The 17746-nt window shown below is 64.7% G+C and carries 13 protein-coding genes; 8 read left to right on the top strand and 5 right to left on the bottom strand.

The features are described from left to right. Positions 1 to 1605, bottom strand: coding sequence for a transglycosylase SLT domain-containing protein (locus ACX9OT_RS05440; RefSeq protein ID WP_459001314.1), 1605 nt, complete (start codon positions 1603 to 1605; stop codon positions 1 to 3). 122 nt (positions 1606 to 1727) lie between these two features. On the opposite strand from ACX9OT_RS05440, the gene ACX9OT_RS05435 reads away from it, so the two are divergent. Together ACX9OT_RS05435 and greB are read left to right on the top strand one after the other, a co-directional pair. Continuing rightward, entirely contained in the window at positions 1728 to 3233 is a 1506-nt protein-coding gene (locus ACX9OT_RS05435; RefSeq protein WP_049423817.1) for a helicase HerA-like domain-containing protein, read from the top strand. A gap of 78 nt (positions 3234 to 3311) precedes the next feature. Continuing rightward, entirely contained in the window at positions 3312 to 3818 is a 507-nt protein-coding gene (gene greB, locus ACX9OT_RS05430) for a transcription elongation factor GreB (protein WP_121504573.1), read from the top strand. Between the two features lie 145 nt (positions 3819 to 3963). Here greB and ACX9OT_RS05425 read toward each other — a convergent pair whose 3' ends face one another. Beyond that, on the bottom strand, positions 3964 to 4800 hold the full coding sequence (locus ACX9OT_RS05425) for a DUF3025 domain-containing protein (RefSeq protein ID WP_459001312.1): 837 nt from the start codon (positions 4798 to 4800) through the stop codon (positions 3964 to 3966). Then, on the bottom strand, positions 4797 to 6158 hold the full coding sequence (rimO, locus tag ACX9OT_RS05420; protein WP_459001310.1) for a 30S ribosomal protein S12 methylthiotransferase RimO: 1362 nt from the start codon (positions 6156 to 6158) through the stop codon (positions 4797 to 4799). Before rimO ends, ACX9OT_RS05425 begins: the two co-directional genes overlap by 4 nt. Before the next feature lie 203 nt (positions 6159 to 6361). On the opposite strand from rimO, the gene ACX9OT_RS05415 reads away from it, so the two are divergent. From ACX9OT_RS05415 to ACX9OT_RS05405, 3 genes are read left to right on the top strand one after another with little or no spacing between them, the layout of a single operon-like run. Next, entirely contained in the window at positions 6362 to 7033 is a 672-nt protein-coding gene (locus ACX9OT_RS05415) for a dienelactone hydrolase family protein (protein ID WP_125895846.1), read from the top strand. Next, positions 7030 to 7452, top strand: a complete 423-nt coding sequence (locus ACX9OT_RS05410) for an HIT domain-containing protein (protein ID WP_049398714.1) — start codon at positions 7030 to 7032, stop codon at positions 7450 to 7452. Before ACX9OT_RS05415 ends, ACX9OT_RS05410 begins: the two co-directional genes overlap by 4 nt. Before the next feature lie 15 nt (positions 7453 to 7467). Beyond that, the gene (locus tag ACX9OT_RS05405) at positions 7468 to 7635 is read left to right on the top strand and encodes a LiaI-LiaF-like domain-containing protein (protein ID WP_005418011.1); all 168 of its coding nucleotides are present in this window, start codon (positions 7468 to 7470) and stop codon (positions 7633 to 7635) included. A gap of 96 nt (positions 7636 to 7731) precedes the next feature. Here the strand turns inward: ACX9OT_RS05405 and dcd are convergent, their stop codons facing one another. Both dcd and apbC read right to left on the bottom strand, forming a co-directional pair. Beyond that, positions 7732 to 8304, bottom strand: a complete 573-nt coding sequence (gene dcd / locus ACX9OT_RS05400) for a dCTP deaminase (protein WP_010483020.1) — start codon at positions 8302 to 8304, stop codon at positions 7732 to 7734. A gap of 77 nt (positions 8305 to 8381) precedes the next feature. Then, positions 8382 to 9236, bottom strand: coding sequence for an iron-sulfur cluster carrier protein ApbC (apbC, locus tag ACX9OT_RS05395; RefSeq protein WP_026347084.1), 855 nt, complete (start codon positions 9234 to 9236; stop codon positions 8382 to 8384). Positions 9237 to 9450: 214 nt separating this feature from the next. On the opposite strand from apbC, the gene ACX9OT_RS05390 reads away from it, so the two are divergent. The 3 genes from ACX9OT_RS05390 to ACX9OT_RS05380 all read left to right on the top strand — a co-directional run bounded on the left by ACX9OT_RS05390 (position 9451) and on the right by ACX9OT_RS05380 (position 17587). Beyond that, on the top strand, positions 9451 to 12240 hold the full coding sequence (locus ACX9OT_RS05390) for a TonB-dependent receptor plug domain-containing protein (RefSeq protein WP_132810556.1): 2790 nt from the start codon (positions 9451 to 9453) through the stop codon (positions 12238 to 12240). Between the two features lie 342 nt (positions 12241 to 12582). Then, positions 12583 to 15390: a TonB-dependent receptor domain-containing protein gene (locus tag ACX9OT_RS05385; RefSeq protein WP_049423807.1), complete on the top strand. Its 2808-nt coding sequence runs from the start codon at positions 12583 to 12585 to the stop codon at positions 15388 to 15390. Between the two features lie 169 nt (positions 15391 to 15559). Then, positions 15560 to 17587, top strand: coding sequence for an alpha/beta hydrolase family protein (locus tag ACX9OT_RS05380; RefSeq protein ID WP_107431283.1), 2028 nt, complete (start codon positions 15560 to 15562; stop codon positions 17585 to 17587). Positions 17588 to 17746 lie beyond the last annotated feature (159 nt).

The following is a 17746-nucleotide window of genomic DNA, read 5'->3' as shown; positions in this document are numbered from 1 at the left end:
TTACTTGTCGCAGCCCTGCAGCTTCAGCGTCTGGCCGTGGCGCAGGCTGTAGGCCGGGGCCTTCAGGCCGTTGGCGCGGGCCAGGGTCGGCACGTCGCACTGGAACTTCGCGGCAATGGCGCCCAGGGTCTCACCCCGGCCCACCTTGTGGCTGCGCACCGGCTTCGGCCGTGCCGCCGGGCGCGGCGTGGCTACCGGAGCGACCGGTGTGGTCGGCACGCTGGTGGAGGCTGCGGCGTCGGCCACCGGCACCACGCCGCCCACGGCCACGCTGCCGGTGTAGTTGGCGGCGGTCGGGCGCTTGATCGCCGCGTTCAGATCGGCGGTGATCAGGGTGCGGGCCAGGTCGGCACGCGGGCCACTGACGCAGTTGCGCTGGTACAGGCCGGCAATGCGGGTGGTGGCGTTGATCAGCGTGCCGGCCGGAATCCAGCCATCGGCCTCATAGCGCGGGTTGAGATTGCGCAGCGCGCGCATGTAGCCATCACGGGTGCCGTGGCTGCCCAGGCAGATGGTCAGTTCGTAGATGGTGGTGGACTTGGCCAGGCGCAGCGTGGCCGGCTGCGCACTGATCTTCGGCAGCTCCACACCGTACTGCTGCGGGTGCAGGAAGATCCAGGCCGCGGCGATCACCATCGGCACGTAGTCCTTGGTTTCACCGGGGAACTGGTTGTAGACGCTGTCGGTCCAGAAACTCTGGCCACCGCTCTGCTTGAACACGCGCGCGGCGCGGCCTTCGCCACCGTTGTAGGCGGCCACCGACATTTCCACGTTGTTGTTCAGTTCGCGCAGGCGCTCGTTGAGATAACTGGCGCTGGCCTCGGCGGCACTGCGTGCGTCAAAGCGCGTGTCGAAGCCGGTGCCGTCCGGGCCCAGGCCGAAGCGGCGGCCGGTGGCCGGCATGAACTGCATCAGCCCGGCGGCGCCGGCACGCGAGGAGGCATGCACACGGCCGTTGGACTCCTTGGCCATGATGCCGAACAGCAGCGCCTCCGGCAGACCACGCTTTTCCCACTCCGGCCACATCACCGCGCGCAGGTTCTGGTAGTTCTCGTAGCTGGTCAGCAGCGCCGGGCGCATGTCGGTCAACCAGCGCCGGATGCCGGCCTGCACGGCGGGGTTGTACTCGACCATGGTGTCGAAGGCATGTCGCTTGTCGTTGAGCAGCGCTGCAGCGCGCGCGGCCTCCGGCACGTCGGCGGTAAGCGGGCCGATATGGTCGGGGTCGGCTTCCAGGCGGTCACCACCCTCGTCGGCCACGTCATCGCTGGCAGCGGCATCAGCATCATGCTTGAGCAGGCGCTTGTAGCTGGCCAGCAGGGTGCCCATCTGGCAGCCCTTCTGCTTCACGCAGTCGTTGAGGACATCTTCCATGTCCTCCAGCGCGGCGTCCGCCTCGTTGCTGCCCTTGGGGTCGGCATTGGCGACCAGCAGCAGCGCATCGCTGTAGCGCTTCTCGGCGGCGGTCATGCGCTGCTGCAGCGCATCCACCTTCACCTTGTCCCGGGCCGAAACCCGCTGCGCATGGGCGTCGGGCGCCAGGGAAACCAGGCCGGCCAGGGCCAGCAGCGGCCAACCGCGGGAAATCAGGACAGGAACGGGCATTGATGGCACTGTGTGCGAAACAGGCAGGCAGAGTAGCGGCGCCGCCAAGGTCCGGGCAAGCCGACCTTCGGCCCGTCACCGCCGGCGGTTAACATTGGGCTATTCACCACAAGGGCTGGACCATGGATCCGATTCTGCTCGGCAAAGGCATCACCGACGATATTGCCGTCACCCTGCTGCCGAAACTCGGCAACCGCCACGGCCTGGTGGCCGGCGCCACCGGTACCGGCAAGACCGTGACCTTGATGACCCTGGCCGAGGGCTTCTCGCGGCTGGGCGTGCCGGTGTTCCTGGCCGATGTGAAGGGCGATGTGTCCGGCCTGGCCGTGCCCGGCACCGGTGCCGAGAACCTGCTCAAGCGCGCCGCCGAGATCGGCGTGGCCGACTACGCGCCGGCCGCCAGCCCGACCATTTTCTGGGACCTGTACGGCAAGCTCGGGCACCCGGTGCGCACCACGGTCAGCGAAATGGGCCCGACCCTGCTGGCACGCATCCTCGAGTTGAACGACACCCAGGCCGGGGTGCTCGATATCGTATTCAAGCTGGCCGACGATCGCGGCCTGCTGCTGCTGGACATGGATGACCTGCGCGCCCTGCTCGGCCTGGTCGCCGAGGAGCGCAAGGACATCTCCACCGAGTACGGTCTGGTCAGCGCGCAGTCCATCGCTGCGATCCAGCGCTCGGTGTTGCGCCTGGCACAGGATGGCGGCGAGAACTTCTTCGGCGAACCGGCCTTGGAACTGGCCGACATCATGCGGGTCAATCACGACGGCCGCGGCGTGATCGGCATCCTCGCCGCCGACCAGCTGGTGCTCAAGCCCAAGTTGTATTCCACCTTCCTGCTGTGGCTGCTGTCGGAGCTGTTCGAGCAGCTGCCGGAGGTGGGCGACCTGGACAAGCCGAAGCTGGTCTTCATCTTCGACGAGGCCCACCTGCTGTTCGACGACGCACCGGCCTCACTGGTGCAGCGCATCGAGCAGGTGGTGCGCCTGATCCGCTCCAAGGGCGTGGGCGTGTATTTCTGCTCGCAGTTCCCCGACGACGTACCGGGCAACATCCTCGGCCAGCTCGGCAACCGCGTACAGCACGCACTGCGTGCGTTCACCCCGCGCGACCAGAAGGCGGTGAAGACCGCTGCCGAGACCTTCGTACCGAATCCGAAGCTGGACGTGGCCAAGGTGCTCAGTCAGCTCGGTACCGGCGAAGCACTGGTCTCCACGCTGCAGGACAAGGGCGTGCCGATGCCGGTGCAGCAGACGATGATCGCACCGCCGCGCTGCCGGATGGGGCCGATCACCGAGGCCGAGCGCGCCCAGGTGCGTGCAGGCAGCCCGGTCGGCACCCGCTACGACACCACGATCAACCGCGAATCGGCCGCCGAGCTGCTGGCCCAGCGTGCGCAGAAAACAGTCGAGCAGGCGCAGGCTCCCGCCGCCCGCAGCCGCGAGCAGGACGAAGCGCAGGAAGGCGGTTTCGGCCAGGCGATCAAGGATGCAATCTTCGGCACCAAGCGCCGCCAGGGCATGATCGAGACCATGGCCAAGCAGACCACGCGTACCGTTGGCACCAAGCTGGGCAACCAGATCGTGCGCGGCCTGCTGGGCGGCATCTTCGGCGGCAAACGCTGACCTGCCCTCCCGGGGTCGGAGGCCTTTCCTGTGGAAAGGACCCGGCCCCATCGTTCCCCTGAAAAGAAGTTGCACCACATGTCGCGTTGGCGCCCCCCTGCAGAAAAGAGTACCGCCCTGATCACCGCCTCCGGCCACGCCCGGTTGAAGGCCGAACTGGATGAGCTGTGGCGGTTGCGCCGCCCCGAGGTGGTGAAGGCGCTGGCCGCTGCTGCCGCGGAAGGCGATCGTTCGGAAAACGCCGAGTACACCTACCGCAAGAAGCAGCTGGGTGAAATCGACCGCCGCGTGCGCTACCTGACCAAGCGGCTGGAATCGCTGCGCGTGGTCGACACCACGCCGACCGATCCTCAGGCGGTGTTCTTTGGTGCGTGGGTGGAACTGGAGAACGTGGACAGTGGCGACACCAGCCGCTATCGCATTGTCGGCCCGGATGAGACCGACGCAGGCCTGGGTTGGATCAGCATCGATTCGCCGCTGGCACGTGCACTGCTGAAGAAGCGGCTGGATGATGAATTCTCGGTGGAGCTGCCCGGCGGCCAGTTCACCTTTGCGGTAATCGGGGTGGAATACGAGCCGTTGTAGAGTCGACTGTCAGTCGACTACCGCGCGAAGCGCGGCACAAACCTCCGCAGCCGGACGGCAAACGCACCGCGATCCTCAACTCGCCGAAGCCATCTGTCAGGCGTTCACGGCCTCGGAACGAAGAGCAGTCGACTGACAGTCGACTCTACATAGCCCCGTGCAACGGCGGCGGATACTGGCGGCCGGCACGCAACGGGCGGAAGTACTCGGCATCTGCATAGAAGTCGGCGTCCTGTCTCTCGTGCCAGCCCGGAACTCCAGCCAACGGCAGCGGACGCAACTGCAGGGGATCGGTCACTGCCCTGCCTTCGGCGATGGCCGCGGTCACTGCGTCAACGCAGGTGACATCGGCTTTGCCGTGCACCACCACGCACTTGCCCACCAGCCGGCGGCCCGGCAGCAGCGCCTGCTCCATCAGCGCGTGCCCGAATACCGCAGCGATGGCGATGTCGCCGCTCAGCCAGTGTCTCGATTCGAACAGCGCACACCAGTCGTGCACATCCCAGGCAGCCAGCAGCGTGTGATCGCGCACACGCACGATCACGCCGGTTTCGTCGAACTGGGTCAGTGCCGCCTGCGCGCGGTTGCGCTGACCCGGCGGCATCGCCTCGATATGCCGGCACTGCTGCGCATTGAGCGCCTGCTTGAGCTGCGGGTAGTGGGCCCACACCAGTGCGTTGAACAGGTCATGCCAGTTGTCGGCGCGGGTGGCGATGCGGCCCTGTGCGATGCGGGCTTCGTAGTGCAGGCCGTCGGCCAGCAGCATGGCATCCTGCTCGACCAGCTGCTTGCCCGGTAGCGCGAGGCGTGCCTCGAGCGCTGCAATGGACGGCCACTCCGGGCCTTCCAACAGATCACGAACGTCGCGCAATCCGGCAAACACCGGGTGCCCGAACACCTGTGGATCGACCGCCGCACGCGGCGGCGGCACGAAACGGCGGACGCCGCCCCCGTCACCGGCGGCGGTCGTCGCCGCGGTCACAGCATCTTGAGATCGAATGCCGGGCGGGTGGCGGCCGGCAGCGCGTCACCGTACAGGTCGTGCTCGTCGCTCTCGGTGATGTCCACGTCGACGAACTCACCCACGCGCAACGGCACCTGGTCGGCATTCTGGATGTGCACCAGGCCATCGATCTCCGGGGCATCGGCCTTGGAACGGGCCACCGCGATATCGCCTTCGATGGCGTCGACCAGGCACTGCTGCACGGTGCCGATCTTGGCCTCCAGGCGCGCAGCGGAAATCTGCGCCTGCTTTTCCATGAAACGGGCCAGGCGCTCCTGCTTCACTTCCTCCGGAACCGCATCCGGCAGGTCGTTGGCGGTGGCACCCTCGACCGGCGAATAGGCGAACGCGCCGACGCGGTCCAGCTGCGCTTCGTCGAGGAACGACAGCAGCTCTTCGAACTCGGCCTCGGTCTCGCCGGGGAAGCCGACGATGAAGGTGGAACGCACGGTGATGTCCGGCGCGATGCGGCGCCAGTTCTGCACGCGCTCCAGGGTCTTCTCGACCGCGCCGGGGCGCTTCATCAGGCGCAGGATGCGCGGGCTGGCATGCTGGAACGGGATGTCCAGGTACGGCAGGATGCGGTTTTCGGCCATCAGCGGCACCACCTCGTCCACGTGCGGGTACGGGTAGACGTAGTGCATGCGCACCCACCCATCCAGCTCGGACAGGCCTTCGCACAGCGCCTTCAGGCGGGTCTGGTAGGCCTTGTCGCGCCACATCTTCTCGGCGTACTTCACGTCCACGCCATAGGCCGAGGTGTCCTGCGAAACCACCAGCAGCTCGCGCACGCCACCACGCACCAGGCGCTCTGCTTCACGCAGCACTTCATCCACCGGGCGCGAGACCAGCTTGCCGCGCATCGACGGAATGATGCAGAAGCTGCACTTGTGGTTGCAGCCCTCGGAAATCTTCAGGTAGGCATAGTGACGCGGGGTCAGCTTGATGCCGTAGTCGGGCACCAGGTCCACGAACGGATCGTGCTTGGGCGGCAGCGCTTCGTGCACCGCTTCCATCACGCTCTGGTAGTCCTGCGGGCCGGATACCGCCAACACGTTCGGGTACGCCTCGCGGATCTGCTCCGGGCGCTTGCCCAGGCAGCCGGTGACGATGACCTTGCCGTTCTGGTTCATCGCCTCGCCGATCGCGTCCAGCGACTCGGTCACCGCCGAATCGATGAAGCCGCAGGTATTGACCACCACCACGTCGGCCGAATCGTAGGACGGCACGATGTCGTAGCCTTCCGAGCGGAGCTGGGTAAGGATGCGTTCGGAATCGACAAGGGCCTTCGGGCAGCCAAGGCTGACGAAGCCGACTTTGGGGTTCAGCTGGGACATGGAATCGCGGGACTCTGGGGGCCTGGGCCCCTGCCGTCGTGGCAGGGGTTCCTGGGGGCCGGGGCCTGAAAGGGCGCCAGTATACCGGGGTTGGCGGCCGCGCTCTGAATGGCCAGCCGCCCGATCACGCACAGCCGCTGACACCGCGCTAACCCACGCAGCGCCGACAATGCCGCTCTGTTCCCCGCAACGAGATGGAAACGATGGCCGAGTGGATCACCCTGGATACGCATCACGGCCCGGTACGGGCCTGGCACGCCCTGCCGGAAGGTACCCCGCGTGGCGGGCTGGTTGTGGTGCAGGAAATTTTCGGCGCCAACCCGCACATCCGCGGCGTGGCCGAGCGCTTCGCGGCCGAAGGCTATGCGGTGCTGGCGCCGTCCTTTTTCGACCTGATTGACGGCACAGAAGCCGATCCGGACGCCCTGCCCTATGACGCCGACGGCGTGAAGCAGGGCCTGGAACGGGTCAGCGCACTGGGCATGGAGAAGGCGCTGGAGGTGGTCCGTGCCGCAGCGACCCGGCTGGCCCCCTACGGCAAGGTCGGCACGGTGGGCTACTGCTGGGGCGGCACGGTGGCGATGCTGTCCGCGCTGCGCCTGGGCCTGCCATCGGTCAGCTACTACGGTGCGCGCAACGTCCAGTTCCTGGATGAGACACCCAAGGCCCCGGTGATCTTCCACTTCGGTGCCCAGGACAAGAGCATTCCGCCGGAGGCCGTGCAGGCCCATCGCGAGAAGCTGCCGCAGATGGCCACCTTCGTCTATCCGGCCGACCACGCCTTCAACCGGGAGGTCGGACATGCGTATGATCCAGACAGCGCCACCCTGGCGCTGCAACGCACCCTGGACTTCTTCTCGGAGCATCTTGGATGAGCGAATTCGAACTCGATTCACGCCTGGCCACCGATAGCGTGCTGGTGGCGGAAGGACCGTTGTCGCAAGTGCGGCTGATGAACGACGAACGATTCCCCTGGCTGGTGCTGGTACCGCGCCTGGCCGGGGTGACCGAGTGGATCGAGCTGGACGGCGAGCAGCAGGACAAGCTGCGCACCGAGCTCAACCGCGCCTGCAAGGCCCTGAAGGGCGCCGACGGGGTGGAAAAGATCAACATCGGGGCGCTGGGCAACATCGTGCGCCAGCTGCACTTCCATGTGATCGGCCGCCATGACGGCGACCCCGCGTGGCCGGGCCCGGTCTGGGGCAGTGGCCCCGCGCACCGCTACGAGCCGGGTGCGCTGGACCAGCATGTCGCCTACTGGAAGGAACGGCTAGGATATCCAGCCCAGTCCTGAGCGTTTGCCGACCCGATGCGATTCAACCTCGTTGCCGCCGTCCTGCTGATCCTGATCGGCCTGTTCATGCTCGCCAGCAACCTCGGCTGGACGCACCTGAACCTGTCCAAGCTGCTGTTGACCTGGTGGCCGGTGGCACTGGTGGGCGTGGGCATCGCGATGCTGTTCGGTCGCGGGAAATAAGCTGGCGCCGGGCCATGCCCGGCGAGCGCAGCGTGTGGCCGCACCCATGAAAACGCCGGGCATGCCCGGCGTTTTCGTCATGCGATGGCGCGCCGCTCAGGTCCTCGGCAGGGTCACGCCGGTCTGGCCCTGGTACTTGCCACCGCGATCGCGGTACGACGTCTCGCAGATGTCATCGGCGGCCGCCTGGAAGAACAGCATCTGCGCCACGCCTTCATTGGCGTAGATGCGTGCCGGCAGCGGCGTGGTGTTGCTGAATTCCAGGGTGACGTGGCCTTCCCACTCCGGCTCCAGCGGGGTCACGTTGACGATGATGCCGCAGCGCGCGTAGGTGCTCTTGCCCAGGCACACCACCAGGGTGTCGCGCGGGATGCGGAAGTACTCCACGGTGCGCGCCAACGCGAAGCTGTTGGGCGGGATGATGCATTCATCGCCGACGATATCCACGAAGCTGCCCGGATCGAAGTGCTTGGGATCGACGATGGTCGAGTTGATGTTGGTGAACACCTTGAACTCGCGCGAGCAGCGCACGTCGTAGCCGTAGCTGGAGGTGCCATAGCTGACGATGCGCTCGCCGTTGGCCTGCTTGACCTGCCCGGCCTCGAACGGCTCGATCATGCCGTGCTGCTCGGACATGCGGCGGATCCAACGGTCACTCTTGATGCTCATGCTTTGTCCTGGGGTACGAGGGGGCGCGAGGATTCTAGCAGGGGGCCGGGCGTCGCCGGCGGCCCCTGCCCTGGCACTTACAGCAGCGACGACAGGATCGGGATCGAGGCACGCGGACGCTTGCCAACCTCCTCGATCAGGCGCTGGGCGGCATGGCGGTAGGCCTGGGCCGGGACCGAATCCGGCTGGGCCACGGTGATCGGGGTACCGGAATCGCCCTGCTCGCGGATGCCGATCTGCAGCGGCAACGAACCCAGCAACGGCACGCCGTACTGCGCGGCCATGCGCTCGCCGCCGCCCTCGCCGAACAGGTGCTCGACATGCCCGCAGCTGCTGCAGGTATGCACCGCCATGTTCTCGACGATGCCGAGCACCGGCACCTCGACCTTCTCGAACATCTTCAGCGCCTTCTTCGCATCCAGCGTGGCGATGTCCTGCGGGGTGGTGACGATCACCGCGCCGGCCAGCGGGATCTTCTGGGTCAGGGTCAGCTGGATGTCACCGGTGCCCGGCGGCAGGTCGATCAGCAGGTAGTCCAGGTCATCCCACAGGGTGTCATTGAACAGCTGGGTCATCGCCGAGGTGGCCATCGGCCCACGCCAGATCATCGGCGTGTCTTCTTCGATCAGGTAGCCGATCGACATGGTGTCCACGCCGAACGCACGCAGCGGCTCGATGCTCTTGTTGTCGGGGCTTTCCGGGCGACCGGACAGGCCCAGCATGGCCGGCACGCTCGGCCCGTAGATGTCCGCATCAAGCACGCCCACGCGTGCGCCGAGCTGCTGCAGGGCCACGGCCAGATTGACCGCAGTGGTCGACTTGCCGACGCCGCCCTTGCCCGAACCAACCGCGATCACGTTGCGGATGCGGGCATGCGGCGTAAGTCCCTTCTGGACCTGGCTTGCATGGGGACGGCGGGGAGAACTGTTCACAACGAGCACCGGCGGGGTCAGGGGGAATAACCGAGCATCATACAAGCTGGACGTAACCTGACTGAAATTCAGGATTGCTACAGATTCGTGCACAGATTGTTAAGTTCATGTTACGTTCGACCCGCACTGTTTTGGGCTGCGGAGCTGGCATTTCCAGCCCGCGCGATGGCGCATGCGCAGTGCCGTTTTTGTTTTTGCTCTCCAATGGAACTACATGAACTACGTAAGCAACACCGCACGTCGCAACACGCTCGCCGTCGCCCTGATTTCCGCTCTGATGGCCGCCGCCCCGGCAATGGCCCAGGACAAGGCGACCAACCTGGACAAGATCACCGTCACCGGTTCGCTGATCCCGCAGACCCAGGTTGAAACCCAGACCCCGGTGATGTCCATCACCGCCCAAGACATCCAGACCCGCGGCTTCAGCAGTGTTGCTGAAGTGCTGCAGCAGTCGTCGCTGACCACCGGCGGCCTGCAGGGTGGCCAGACCTCGGGTTCGTTCACCCAGGGCGCCGAAGCTGCCGGCATGTTCGGCCTGAACCCGGGCTACACCAAGTACCTGATCAACGGCCGCCCGATGCTCTCGTATCCGGCGCTGTACAACGGCAGCGAAACCTTCAACAACATCAGCGGCATTCCGATCGACATCGTCGAGCGCATCGAAGTGCTGCCGGGCGGCCAGTCCTCGCTGTACGGCTCGGACGCAATCGCCGGTGTGGTCAACATCATCCTGAAGGAGCGCATGGACGGCGGCACCATGACCCTCCGTGGCGGCACCTACACCGAAGGCGGTGGCAGCAACATCCGCTTCAGCGCCGCCAAGGGCATCAACGCCTTCGACGACCGCTTCCATGCACTGTTCAACGTGCAGATCGAGAACGGCAGCCCGATCTGGGGCTACCAGCGCGACATTACCCGCCAGAACAACCCGGTCGGCTACACCGCCCAGGTCCCGTCGAACGACTTCGCCGTCATCACCAACGCTGACAACAAGCTGCTGATGATGGACCCGAGCCGTTGCGCGAACGTCGCTGGGCTGTATGACGGCACCACTGTGGTCGGCCAGCGCCCGTCGGGCGAGTCCTGCGGTTCGGTGTACAGCGCCGGCTACAAGACCCTGAAGAACGGCAAGAACAGCGGCCAGTTCTACTCGTCGATGACCTTCGACGTGAACGACAACTTCCAGCTGTTCGCCGATGTGCTGTACAGCAAGGAAAAGACCGAGTTCACCTCCGGCTCCAGCGCCCTGTGGTGGGGCACCAAGTCGAGCCTGGGCAGCTTCTACGACCAGGGCCTGGGCAAGGTCGTGAACCTGCAGCGCGCCTTCGCGCCGGAAGAAATCGGCCCGGGCCACTACAACAACATCATGAACTCCGACGAAAGCCGTGCCTACCAGGTCACCCTGGGCGGCAAGGGCATGGTCGGCGACTGGGACTACAGCGCCAGCTTCACCCGTGGTGAGTACCGCCTGGACCAGAACCGCTTCGTGCGCTGGAAGGACAAGATCGATGGCTTCTTCCGCGAAAACGTACTGGGCCCGCGCCTGGGTACCACCGCTGATGGCTTCGACATCTACAACCCGGACTACGCGGCCTTCTACTCGCCGATCACTCCGGACCAGTTCGCCAGCTTCACCGGCTACGGTACCCACCGCAGCAAGACCTGGCAGAACCTGGGCCGCGTGCAGGTGACCAACGGCTCGCTGTTCAGCCTGCCGGGCGGTGACGCCGGCCTGGCCGTTGTGCTGGAAGGTGGCAGCGAAGGTTGGGACTACTCGCCGGACCAGGCGTTCGTCAAGGGCAACGTGTGGGGCACCACCGCCGTCGCCGGCGCCGGCCACCGCAGCAACTATGCGGTCACCAGCGAGCTGCGCATGCCGCTGCACGACAAGCTGACCGTCAGCGCGTCGGGCCGCTATGACGCCTTCAAGATCGCCGACAAGACCGTCGACAAGGCCACCTACAGCATCGGTCTGGAATTCCGTCCGATCGAGAGCCTGCTGCTGCGCGGCAAGTACGGTACCGCCTTCCGCGCGCCGACCCTGTCCGATGCCTTCCAGGGCATGAGCGGTTCGTACTCGTCCGGCCAGAACGACTACTACCGCTGCAGCCAGCTGGGCTACGGCCTGCGTGACGAGGCCTGCTCGTTCTACAAGAACACCTCGGTGTACAGCGAAAAGTCCGGCAACCCGGACCTGAAGCCGATCACCGCCGACGTCTGGAGCGCAGGCGTGGTGTGGGCCCCGGTCAGCAACTTCTCGCTGTCGGCCGACTACTACAACTGGAAGATCAAGAACGAGGTCAAGACCCTCAGCAGCGACCAGCTGCTGCTGGCCGAGTACCAGTGCCACAACGGCCTGCCGAACAACACCTCGGCCAGCTGCGGTGACGTGACCAACTGGGTGTCCCGCGATGCCGGTGGCAACCTGACCCGCGTGTACACGCCGAAGCTCAACGTTGCCAGCCAGAACCTGGAAGCGGTGACCGTGGCGGCCAAGTACCAGCAGGATATCGGCCGCTTCGGCTCGCTGATGTTCTCCGGCAACTACACCAACATGCTGAAGCGTGAAGTGCAGCCGATGCCGGGTGCCGCCAAGCTGGATCTGCTGAGCGATCCGTACAACATGTGGTACTACGACAACTTCGCCAAGGTCCGCGGCGATCTGTCGGTGGCCTGGAACATCGCCAAGTTCACCACCACCGTGTACGCCAATTACGTCGGCAGCACCCCGAACTACCTGGCCTACACCGGCCGCAGCTACGGCTACGTTCACTCCTCCGGCGCCAAGGCCGGCAAGTGGGGTTCGTACACCACGTACAACCTGAGCATGAACTACCAGGCACAGGAAGATCTGGTCCTGTCGCTGATGGTCAACAACGTGTTCAACAAGCTGCCGGAAGGCCAGCGCTACAACTACCCGGGCAACGAATCGACCCCGTTCAATGACGGCTTCTACAGCGTCTACGGCCGCCAGATCTCGGCCCAGGTCAAGTACAACTTCTGATCCCGTCGTTTTCCGGACTTCGTGTCTGGACCAGGCCCCGCTTCGGCGGGGCCTTTTTTTTGGTTCCAGGAAGCCTTCGGCAAAGCATTGATGCAGAAGCAGCAAATGCACTACGAAAGAATGCCCTTCATATCGTCATCTTTTGAAACACTCCAAAACAATTGGCGTTAGTCATTGATATATCGCCATTTTTCAGGCAAAAGCCCGATTGACGAAATGACGATCGTGTGTTCCCTGCGTTAAGTGCGTGTTACGGTCCGGCTGAATGGAATGCAACTGAACAGATCGTTAAGCCGACACGGAAGCCGGTAGCCAAGACATCGCTAACTACGGGGATTTTCCATGTCTCGCCATCGTTCCACACTCTCGCGCCACCCACTGACGCTCGCCCTGCTCGGCACACTGCTCGCCTCCGGCACGGCCCTGGCGCAAAGCGGCAATGCACCGACCCAGCTTGACCGCGTGACGGTCACCGGTTCGCTGATTCCGCAGACCGAGATCGAGAACCACACGCCGGTCCTGACCGTGACCGCAGAGGACATCCAGACCCGCGGCTTCACCAGCGTTGCCGATGTCCTGCAGCAGTCCTCGCTGTCCACTGGCGGCCTGCAGGGTGGCCAGACCTCGGCCTCGTTCACCCAGGGCGCCGAAGCCGCCGGCATGTTCGGCCTCAGCCCGGGTTACACCAAGTACCTCATCAACGGCCGCCCGATGCTTTCATATCCGGCGCTGTACAACGGCGGCGATACGTTCAACAACATCAGCGGCATTCCGATCGACATCGTCGAGCGCATCGAGATCCTGCCGGGCGGCCAGTCCTCACTGTATGGCTCCGATGCGATCGCTGGCGTGGTCAACATCATCCTCAAGGAACGCATGGATGGTGGCGTCCTCAACGTCCGTGGCGGCGCCTACAGCGAAGGCGGCGGCAACAGCTTCCGCTTCAGCGGCGCCCGCGGCTTCAATGGTGTCGATGACCGCTTCCACGCGCTGGTCAACGTGCAGTACGAAAAGACCAGCCCGATCTGGGGCTACCAACGCGATCTGACCAAGGTCAACAACCCCGACGGCTACAGCCCGCAGTACGTTTCCAACGACTTCCTGGTGCTGCTGCCGGCGGCCAACAACGCCTACGCCATGATGGATCCGAACCTGTGCGCCAATGTGGCCGGGCAGTTCGATGGCACCACGGTGCTCGGCACCCGGCCCACCGGCCAGGCATGTGGCTCGACCTATGGCACCGGCTACAAGACCATCAAGAACGGCAAGGAAAGCGCGCAGATCTACAGCTCTGCCACCTTCGACGTGAATGACAATTTCCAGCTGTTCGGCGATGCGCTGTACAGCCTGGAAGAGGTCAAGTACGCAACGGGTTCCGGCTACACCTGGTGGGGCACCTCTTCCGGTTGGGGCCGCTTCTACGACCAGGCCAGCGGCCAGTACATGAACCTGCAGCGCGTGTTCGCCCCGGAAGACATCGGCGGCGCCGGCTACCGCGACATCATGAACACCGACCGCAACAAGGCCTATCAGGTGACGCTGGGCGGCCGCGGCACGGCCGGCAACTGGGACTACAGCCTCAGCTTCACCCGCGGCGAGTACAAGCTGACCGAGCGCAACTTCGTGCGCTGGAATGACCCGATCAACGATTACTTCGAACAGCGCGTGCTCGGCCCGGTGCTGGGAACCACCAGCACCGGCTACGACATCTACAGTCCGAACTGGGAAGCGTTCTACGCGCCGCTGCCGGCCGGTGACTTCCAGACCTTCACCGGCTACAGCTACAGCCAGAGCCGCACCTGGCAGAACCTGGCCCGTGCACAGGTCACCAATGGATCACTGTTCAAGCTGCCCGGCGGCGACGCCGGCCTGGCCGTGGTCGTTGAAGGTGGAAGCGAAGGCTGGGACTACAGCCCCGATCCGGGCCTGATGGATGGCAGCGTCTGGGGCACCACGGCGGTCTCCGGTGCTGGCCACCGCAGCAACTATGCGGTGACCGGCGAACTGCGCCTGCCCCTGCATGACATGCTGACGGTGACCGGTTCCGGTCGCTACGACGCCTTCAAGATCGGCAGCAACACCGTCGACAAGTCCACCTACAGCATCGGCGTCGAGTTCCGTCCGATCGAAAGCCTGCTGTTCCGCGGCAAGTACGGTACGGCGTTCCGCGCTCCGACGCTGTCCGACGCGTTCCAGGGCCGTAGCGGCTACTACGCCAACGGCTCCACCGACTACTACCGCTGCGGCCAGTTGGGCTACGACCCGGCCAACACCACCGGTTGCCCGTATGACAGCGTCTCGGTGTTCGGCACCCGCGCCGGCAATCCGGACCTGGAGCCGATCACCGCCGACGTCTGGAATGCAGGTGTTGTGTGGGCACCGATCAACAACCTGTCGCTGTCGGTGGACTACTACAACTGGAAGATCAAGAACGAGGTCGATACGCTCAGCTCCGACCAGCTGCTGCTGGCTGAGTACTACTGCCGTGGCGGCCAGGCCAACAACACCTCGGCCAGCTGCCAGAACGTCAACGACTGGATCACCCGCGATGCGTCCGGCGTGCTGGACGAGATCTATACCCCGAAGATGAACGTCGCCCGCCAGAACCTGGAAGCGCTGACCGCCAGCTTCAAGTACGTGCACGACATGGGCCGCTTCGGTTCGCTTCAGTTCTCGGGCAACTACACCGACATGCTCAAGCGCGAACTGCAGCCGCAGCCGGGCGATGAGTTCCTGGACCTGCTGCGTGACCCGTACGCGATGTGGGTGTACGACTCGTACGCCAAGGTGCGCGCCGATGGTTCGGTCGGCTGGGCCAAGGACAAGTGGACCACCACCCTGTACGCCAACTACATTGGCAAGACGCCGAACTACATGGCGTACGTGGGCAATGGCTACGACTACGTCCACAGCTCCGGCTACAAGGCAGGCAAGTGGGGCTCCTACACCACTTACAACCTGAGCGTGAACTACCGTGCGTTGGACAACCTGACCCTGTCGCTGATGGTCAACAACGTGTTCAACAAGATGCCGGACAACCAGCGCTTCAGCTTCGCCGGCACCAGCGGCCAGCCGTACAACAACTACCTGTACAACGCTTACGGGCGTGCGATCTATGTGCAGGCCAAGTACGAGTTCGGCGATCACTGATCCAGGCCCTTGCCGCACCAAAGACCCCGCCCCCGGCGGGGTCTTTTTTTGCTGGTCGCCCCTCCAGGGCGTGACGCGCGCCCGGGCATTCACGCCAAGTTGACTGGATTCACGTCTTCGTTCATCTTCAGGTCATATTGATGTGCCCGCCACAAGGACCCTGCCGACCATGGAACTGCGCTTGTCCCCCGCCCGCCTTGGCGCCGCCGCACTGGCGGCGCTGTGCATTGCCCCTGCCCTCGCAAGCCCTCTGCCAGCCGAGGATTTCGCCAAGATCCCCACCATCCAGTCGGTCACCATGAGCGCCGACGGCAAGCAGCTGGTCGCGATCGTCGCCGCGCCCGGCAGCGACAACAGCGATACCGCCCTGGCCAACTGGAACCTGGATAACCTCGGCGCCGGTCCGGTCGCCATCACGCCATCCGGTGACCGGATGAAGTTCATCGCGGCAAGCGCACTGAAGGCGGGACGCAACCTCGTCATCGGGCGCCAGGAATGGACAGGCAAACTCGGCGGCTGCGGTGAAGGCAACAGTACGGGAGCCACCAAGACCTTCCTGACCAAGGCCTACCTCACCGACGCCACCCAGACCAAGTTCGACGAGGCTTTCGCCAACAACACCCGCACGCTCGGGGTCAGCCCCGAGACCCTTCGCTGCCTCGAACTTGCGGGTACCGCCTCGCTCGTCCATGGGCTGCCGCTGGATGCAGACAGGGTCATCATCAGCCAGCTCAATGAGGCCACGCTGCAGGCCAACTACTATCGCTTCAACCTGCGCACGGGCCAGACCGAACTGCTGTTCAAGGGCAGCTCCCGCACGTCACCCGGCCTGTTCCATCCCCGCACAGGTGAAGTCCTTACCCAGACCCAGGTCGAATCCGCCGGTTCCGACGATTTCGAACAACGCATTCTGATCAAGAACAGCGCCGGCCAGTTCGAAGTGCACGCCCCCCTGACCACCCGACTGAGCGAACGCTATACGGTGGAAGTCGTCGGCATAGACGATGACAGCGGCAAGCTGTACGTGCTGACCGACCAGTTCTCGGATCTGGTGCAGGCGCGACTGTACGATCCTGCCAAGAAGGAGTTCGACAAGGAGCCTCTGGCCGCCCATCCCTCCTTCTCGATCAGTTCACTGATCCTGGGCACGCGCAAGAGCAACTTCAACCAGGTCCTCGGCTTCTATATCGACGGTCCGCAGCGACAGGCCGTGTACGTGGATCCGCAGATGAAGGCCCTGCAGGAGGGCCTGCAGAAAGCCTATCCCGGCCTGAGCATCTACATCACCGGCTACAACGACGACCTTTCGCGCGTCCTGTTCACCACGGAAAGCAACCGCAACCCGAAGAGCTACTTCATCCTGGCTGATCGCAAGAATGTCGTGCCGCTGGGCAGCGAGCGCCCCTGGGTGGACAGCAAGCAGATCGGTGAACAACGCTGGGTGACCTACACCGCACGCGATGGGCTGCAGATTCCAGCGATTCTGGATCTCCCGCCGGGCTGGAAGCAGGGCGACGGCCCGCTGCCGGCACTCGTTCATCCGCACGGCGGGCCGTGGGCACGCGACTACACCGGCTGGGATGCATCCGGCTGGGTGCCGTTCTTCACTTCGCGCGGCTACGCCGTGTTGCGCCCTCAGTACCGCGGCAGCGCCGGCCTTGGCCGCAAGCTCTGGCTGGCAGGTGACGCCGAGTGGGGCCAGAAGATGCAGGACGACAAGGATGACGGCGCCGCCTGGCTCGTCTCACAGGGCATCGCCGCCAAGGACCGGATCGCGATCTTCGGCTATTCCTACGGCGGCTTCGCGGCTGCCGCCGCGACAGTGCGCAGCCCCTCCCCCTACCAGTGCGCCATCGCGGGTGCCCCGGTCACCGATCTTGGCCGGCTGGGCACCTCCTGGAGCCAGAACCGCCTGCAACGCATTCTGCAGGGGCGCACGGTGAAGGGCATGGACCCGATGCAGAACACTGCGAAGGCCACGATTCCTCTGCTGACCTTCGTCGGCGACCGTGACGTACGCACGCCGTCCTTCCATGCGAGGAACTTCTACAACGGCGTACAGGGCAAGGTCCCAGCCCGGTTCGAGCTGATCCCCGACATGCCGCACAGCATGCCGTGGTACCCCGCGCACTTCCGGACGACATTGACGCTCATGGCCGACTACCTGAGCAAGGATTGCGGCCCCGGCGGCCTCTGATCCCTCCCCGGGCACCCTCGCTTTCACCAAGCCCCTGCCGGCCAGGCAGGGGCTTTTTCATGCCCCAAATACTGAATTTCCCTATAACAACAGCAAGTTAAGATATTTTAATATTCATGTTGCATTTACTTTACGCGACTCATACACTCCATTAACCGA

Source organism: Stenotrophomonas genospecies 3 (genome assembly GCF_054473855.1).
The sequence above is the reverse complement of the archived record's forward strand: the minus strand, read 5'-3'. Positions and strand labels throughout refer to the sequence as shown.

Coding starts and splice junctions, on each gene's coding strand:
- ACX9OT_RS05440 (WP_459001314.1), bottom strand. CDS start 1,605: ATGCCCGTTCCTGTCCTGATTTCCCGCGGTTGGCCGCTGCTGGCCCTG.
- ACX9OT_RS05435 (WP_049423817.1), top strand. CDS start 1,728: ATGGATCCGATTCTGCTCGGCAAAGGCATCACCGACGATATTGCCGTC.
- greB (WP_121504573.1), top strand. CDS start 3,312: ATGTCGCGTTGGCGCCCCCCTGCAGAAAAGAGTACCGCCCTGATCACC.
- rimO (WP_459001310.1), bottom strand. CDS start 6,158: ATGTCCCAGCTGAACCCCAAAGTCGGCTTCGTCAGCCTTGGCTGCCCG.
- ACX9OT_RS05415 (WP_125895846.1), top strand. CDS start 6,362: ATGGCCGAGTGGATCACCCTGGATACGCATCACGGCCCGGTACGGGCC.
- ACX9OT_RS05410 (WP_049398714.1), top strand. CDS start 7,030: ATGAGCGAATTCGAACTCGATTCACGCCTGGCCACCGATAGCGTGCTG.
- ACX9OT_RS05405 (WP_005418011.1), top strand. CDS start 7,468: ATGCGATTCAACCTCGTTGCCGCCGTCCTGCTGATCCTGATCGGCCTG.
- dcd (WP_010483020.1), bottom strand. CDS start 8,304: ATGAGCATCAAGAGTGACCGTTGGATCCGCCGCATGTCCGAGCAGCAC.
- ACX9OT_RS05390 (WP_132810556.1), top strand. CDS start 9,451: ATGAACTACGTAAGCAACACCGCACGTCGCAACACGCTCGCCGTCGCC.
- ACX9OT_RS05385 (WP_049423807.1), top strand. CDS start 12,583: ATGTCTCGCCATCGTTCCACACTCTCGCGCCACCCACTGACGCTCGCC.
- ACX9OT_RS05380 (WP_107431283.1), top strand. CDS start 15,560: ATGGAACTGCGCTTGTCCCCCGCCCGCCTTGGCGCCGCCGCACTGGCG.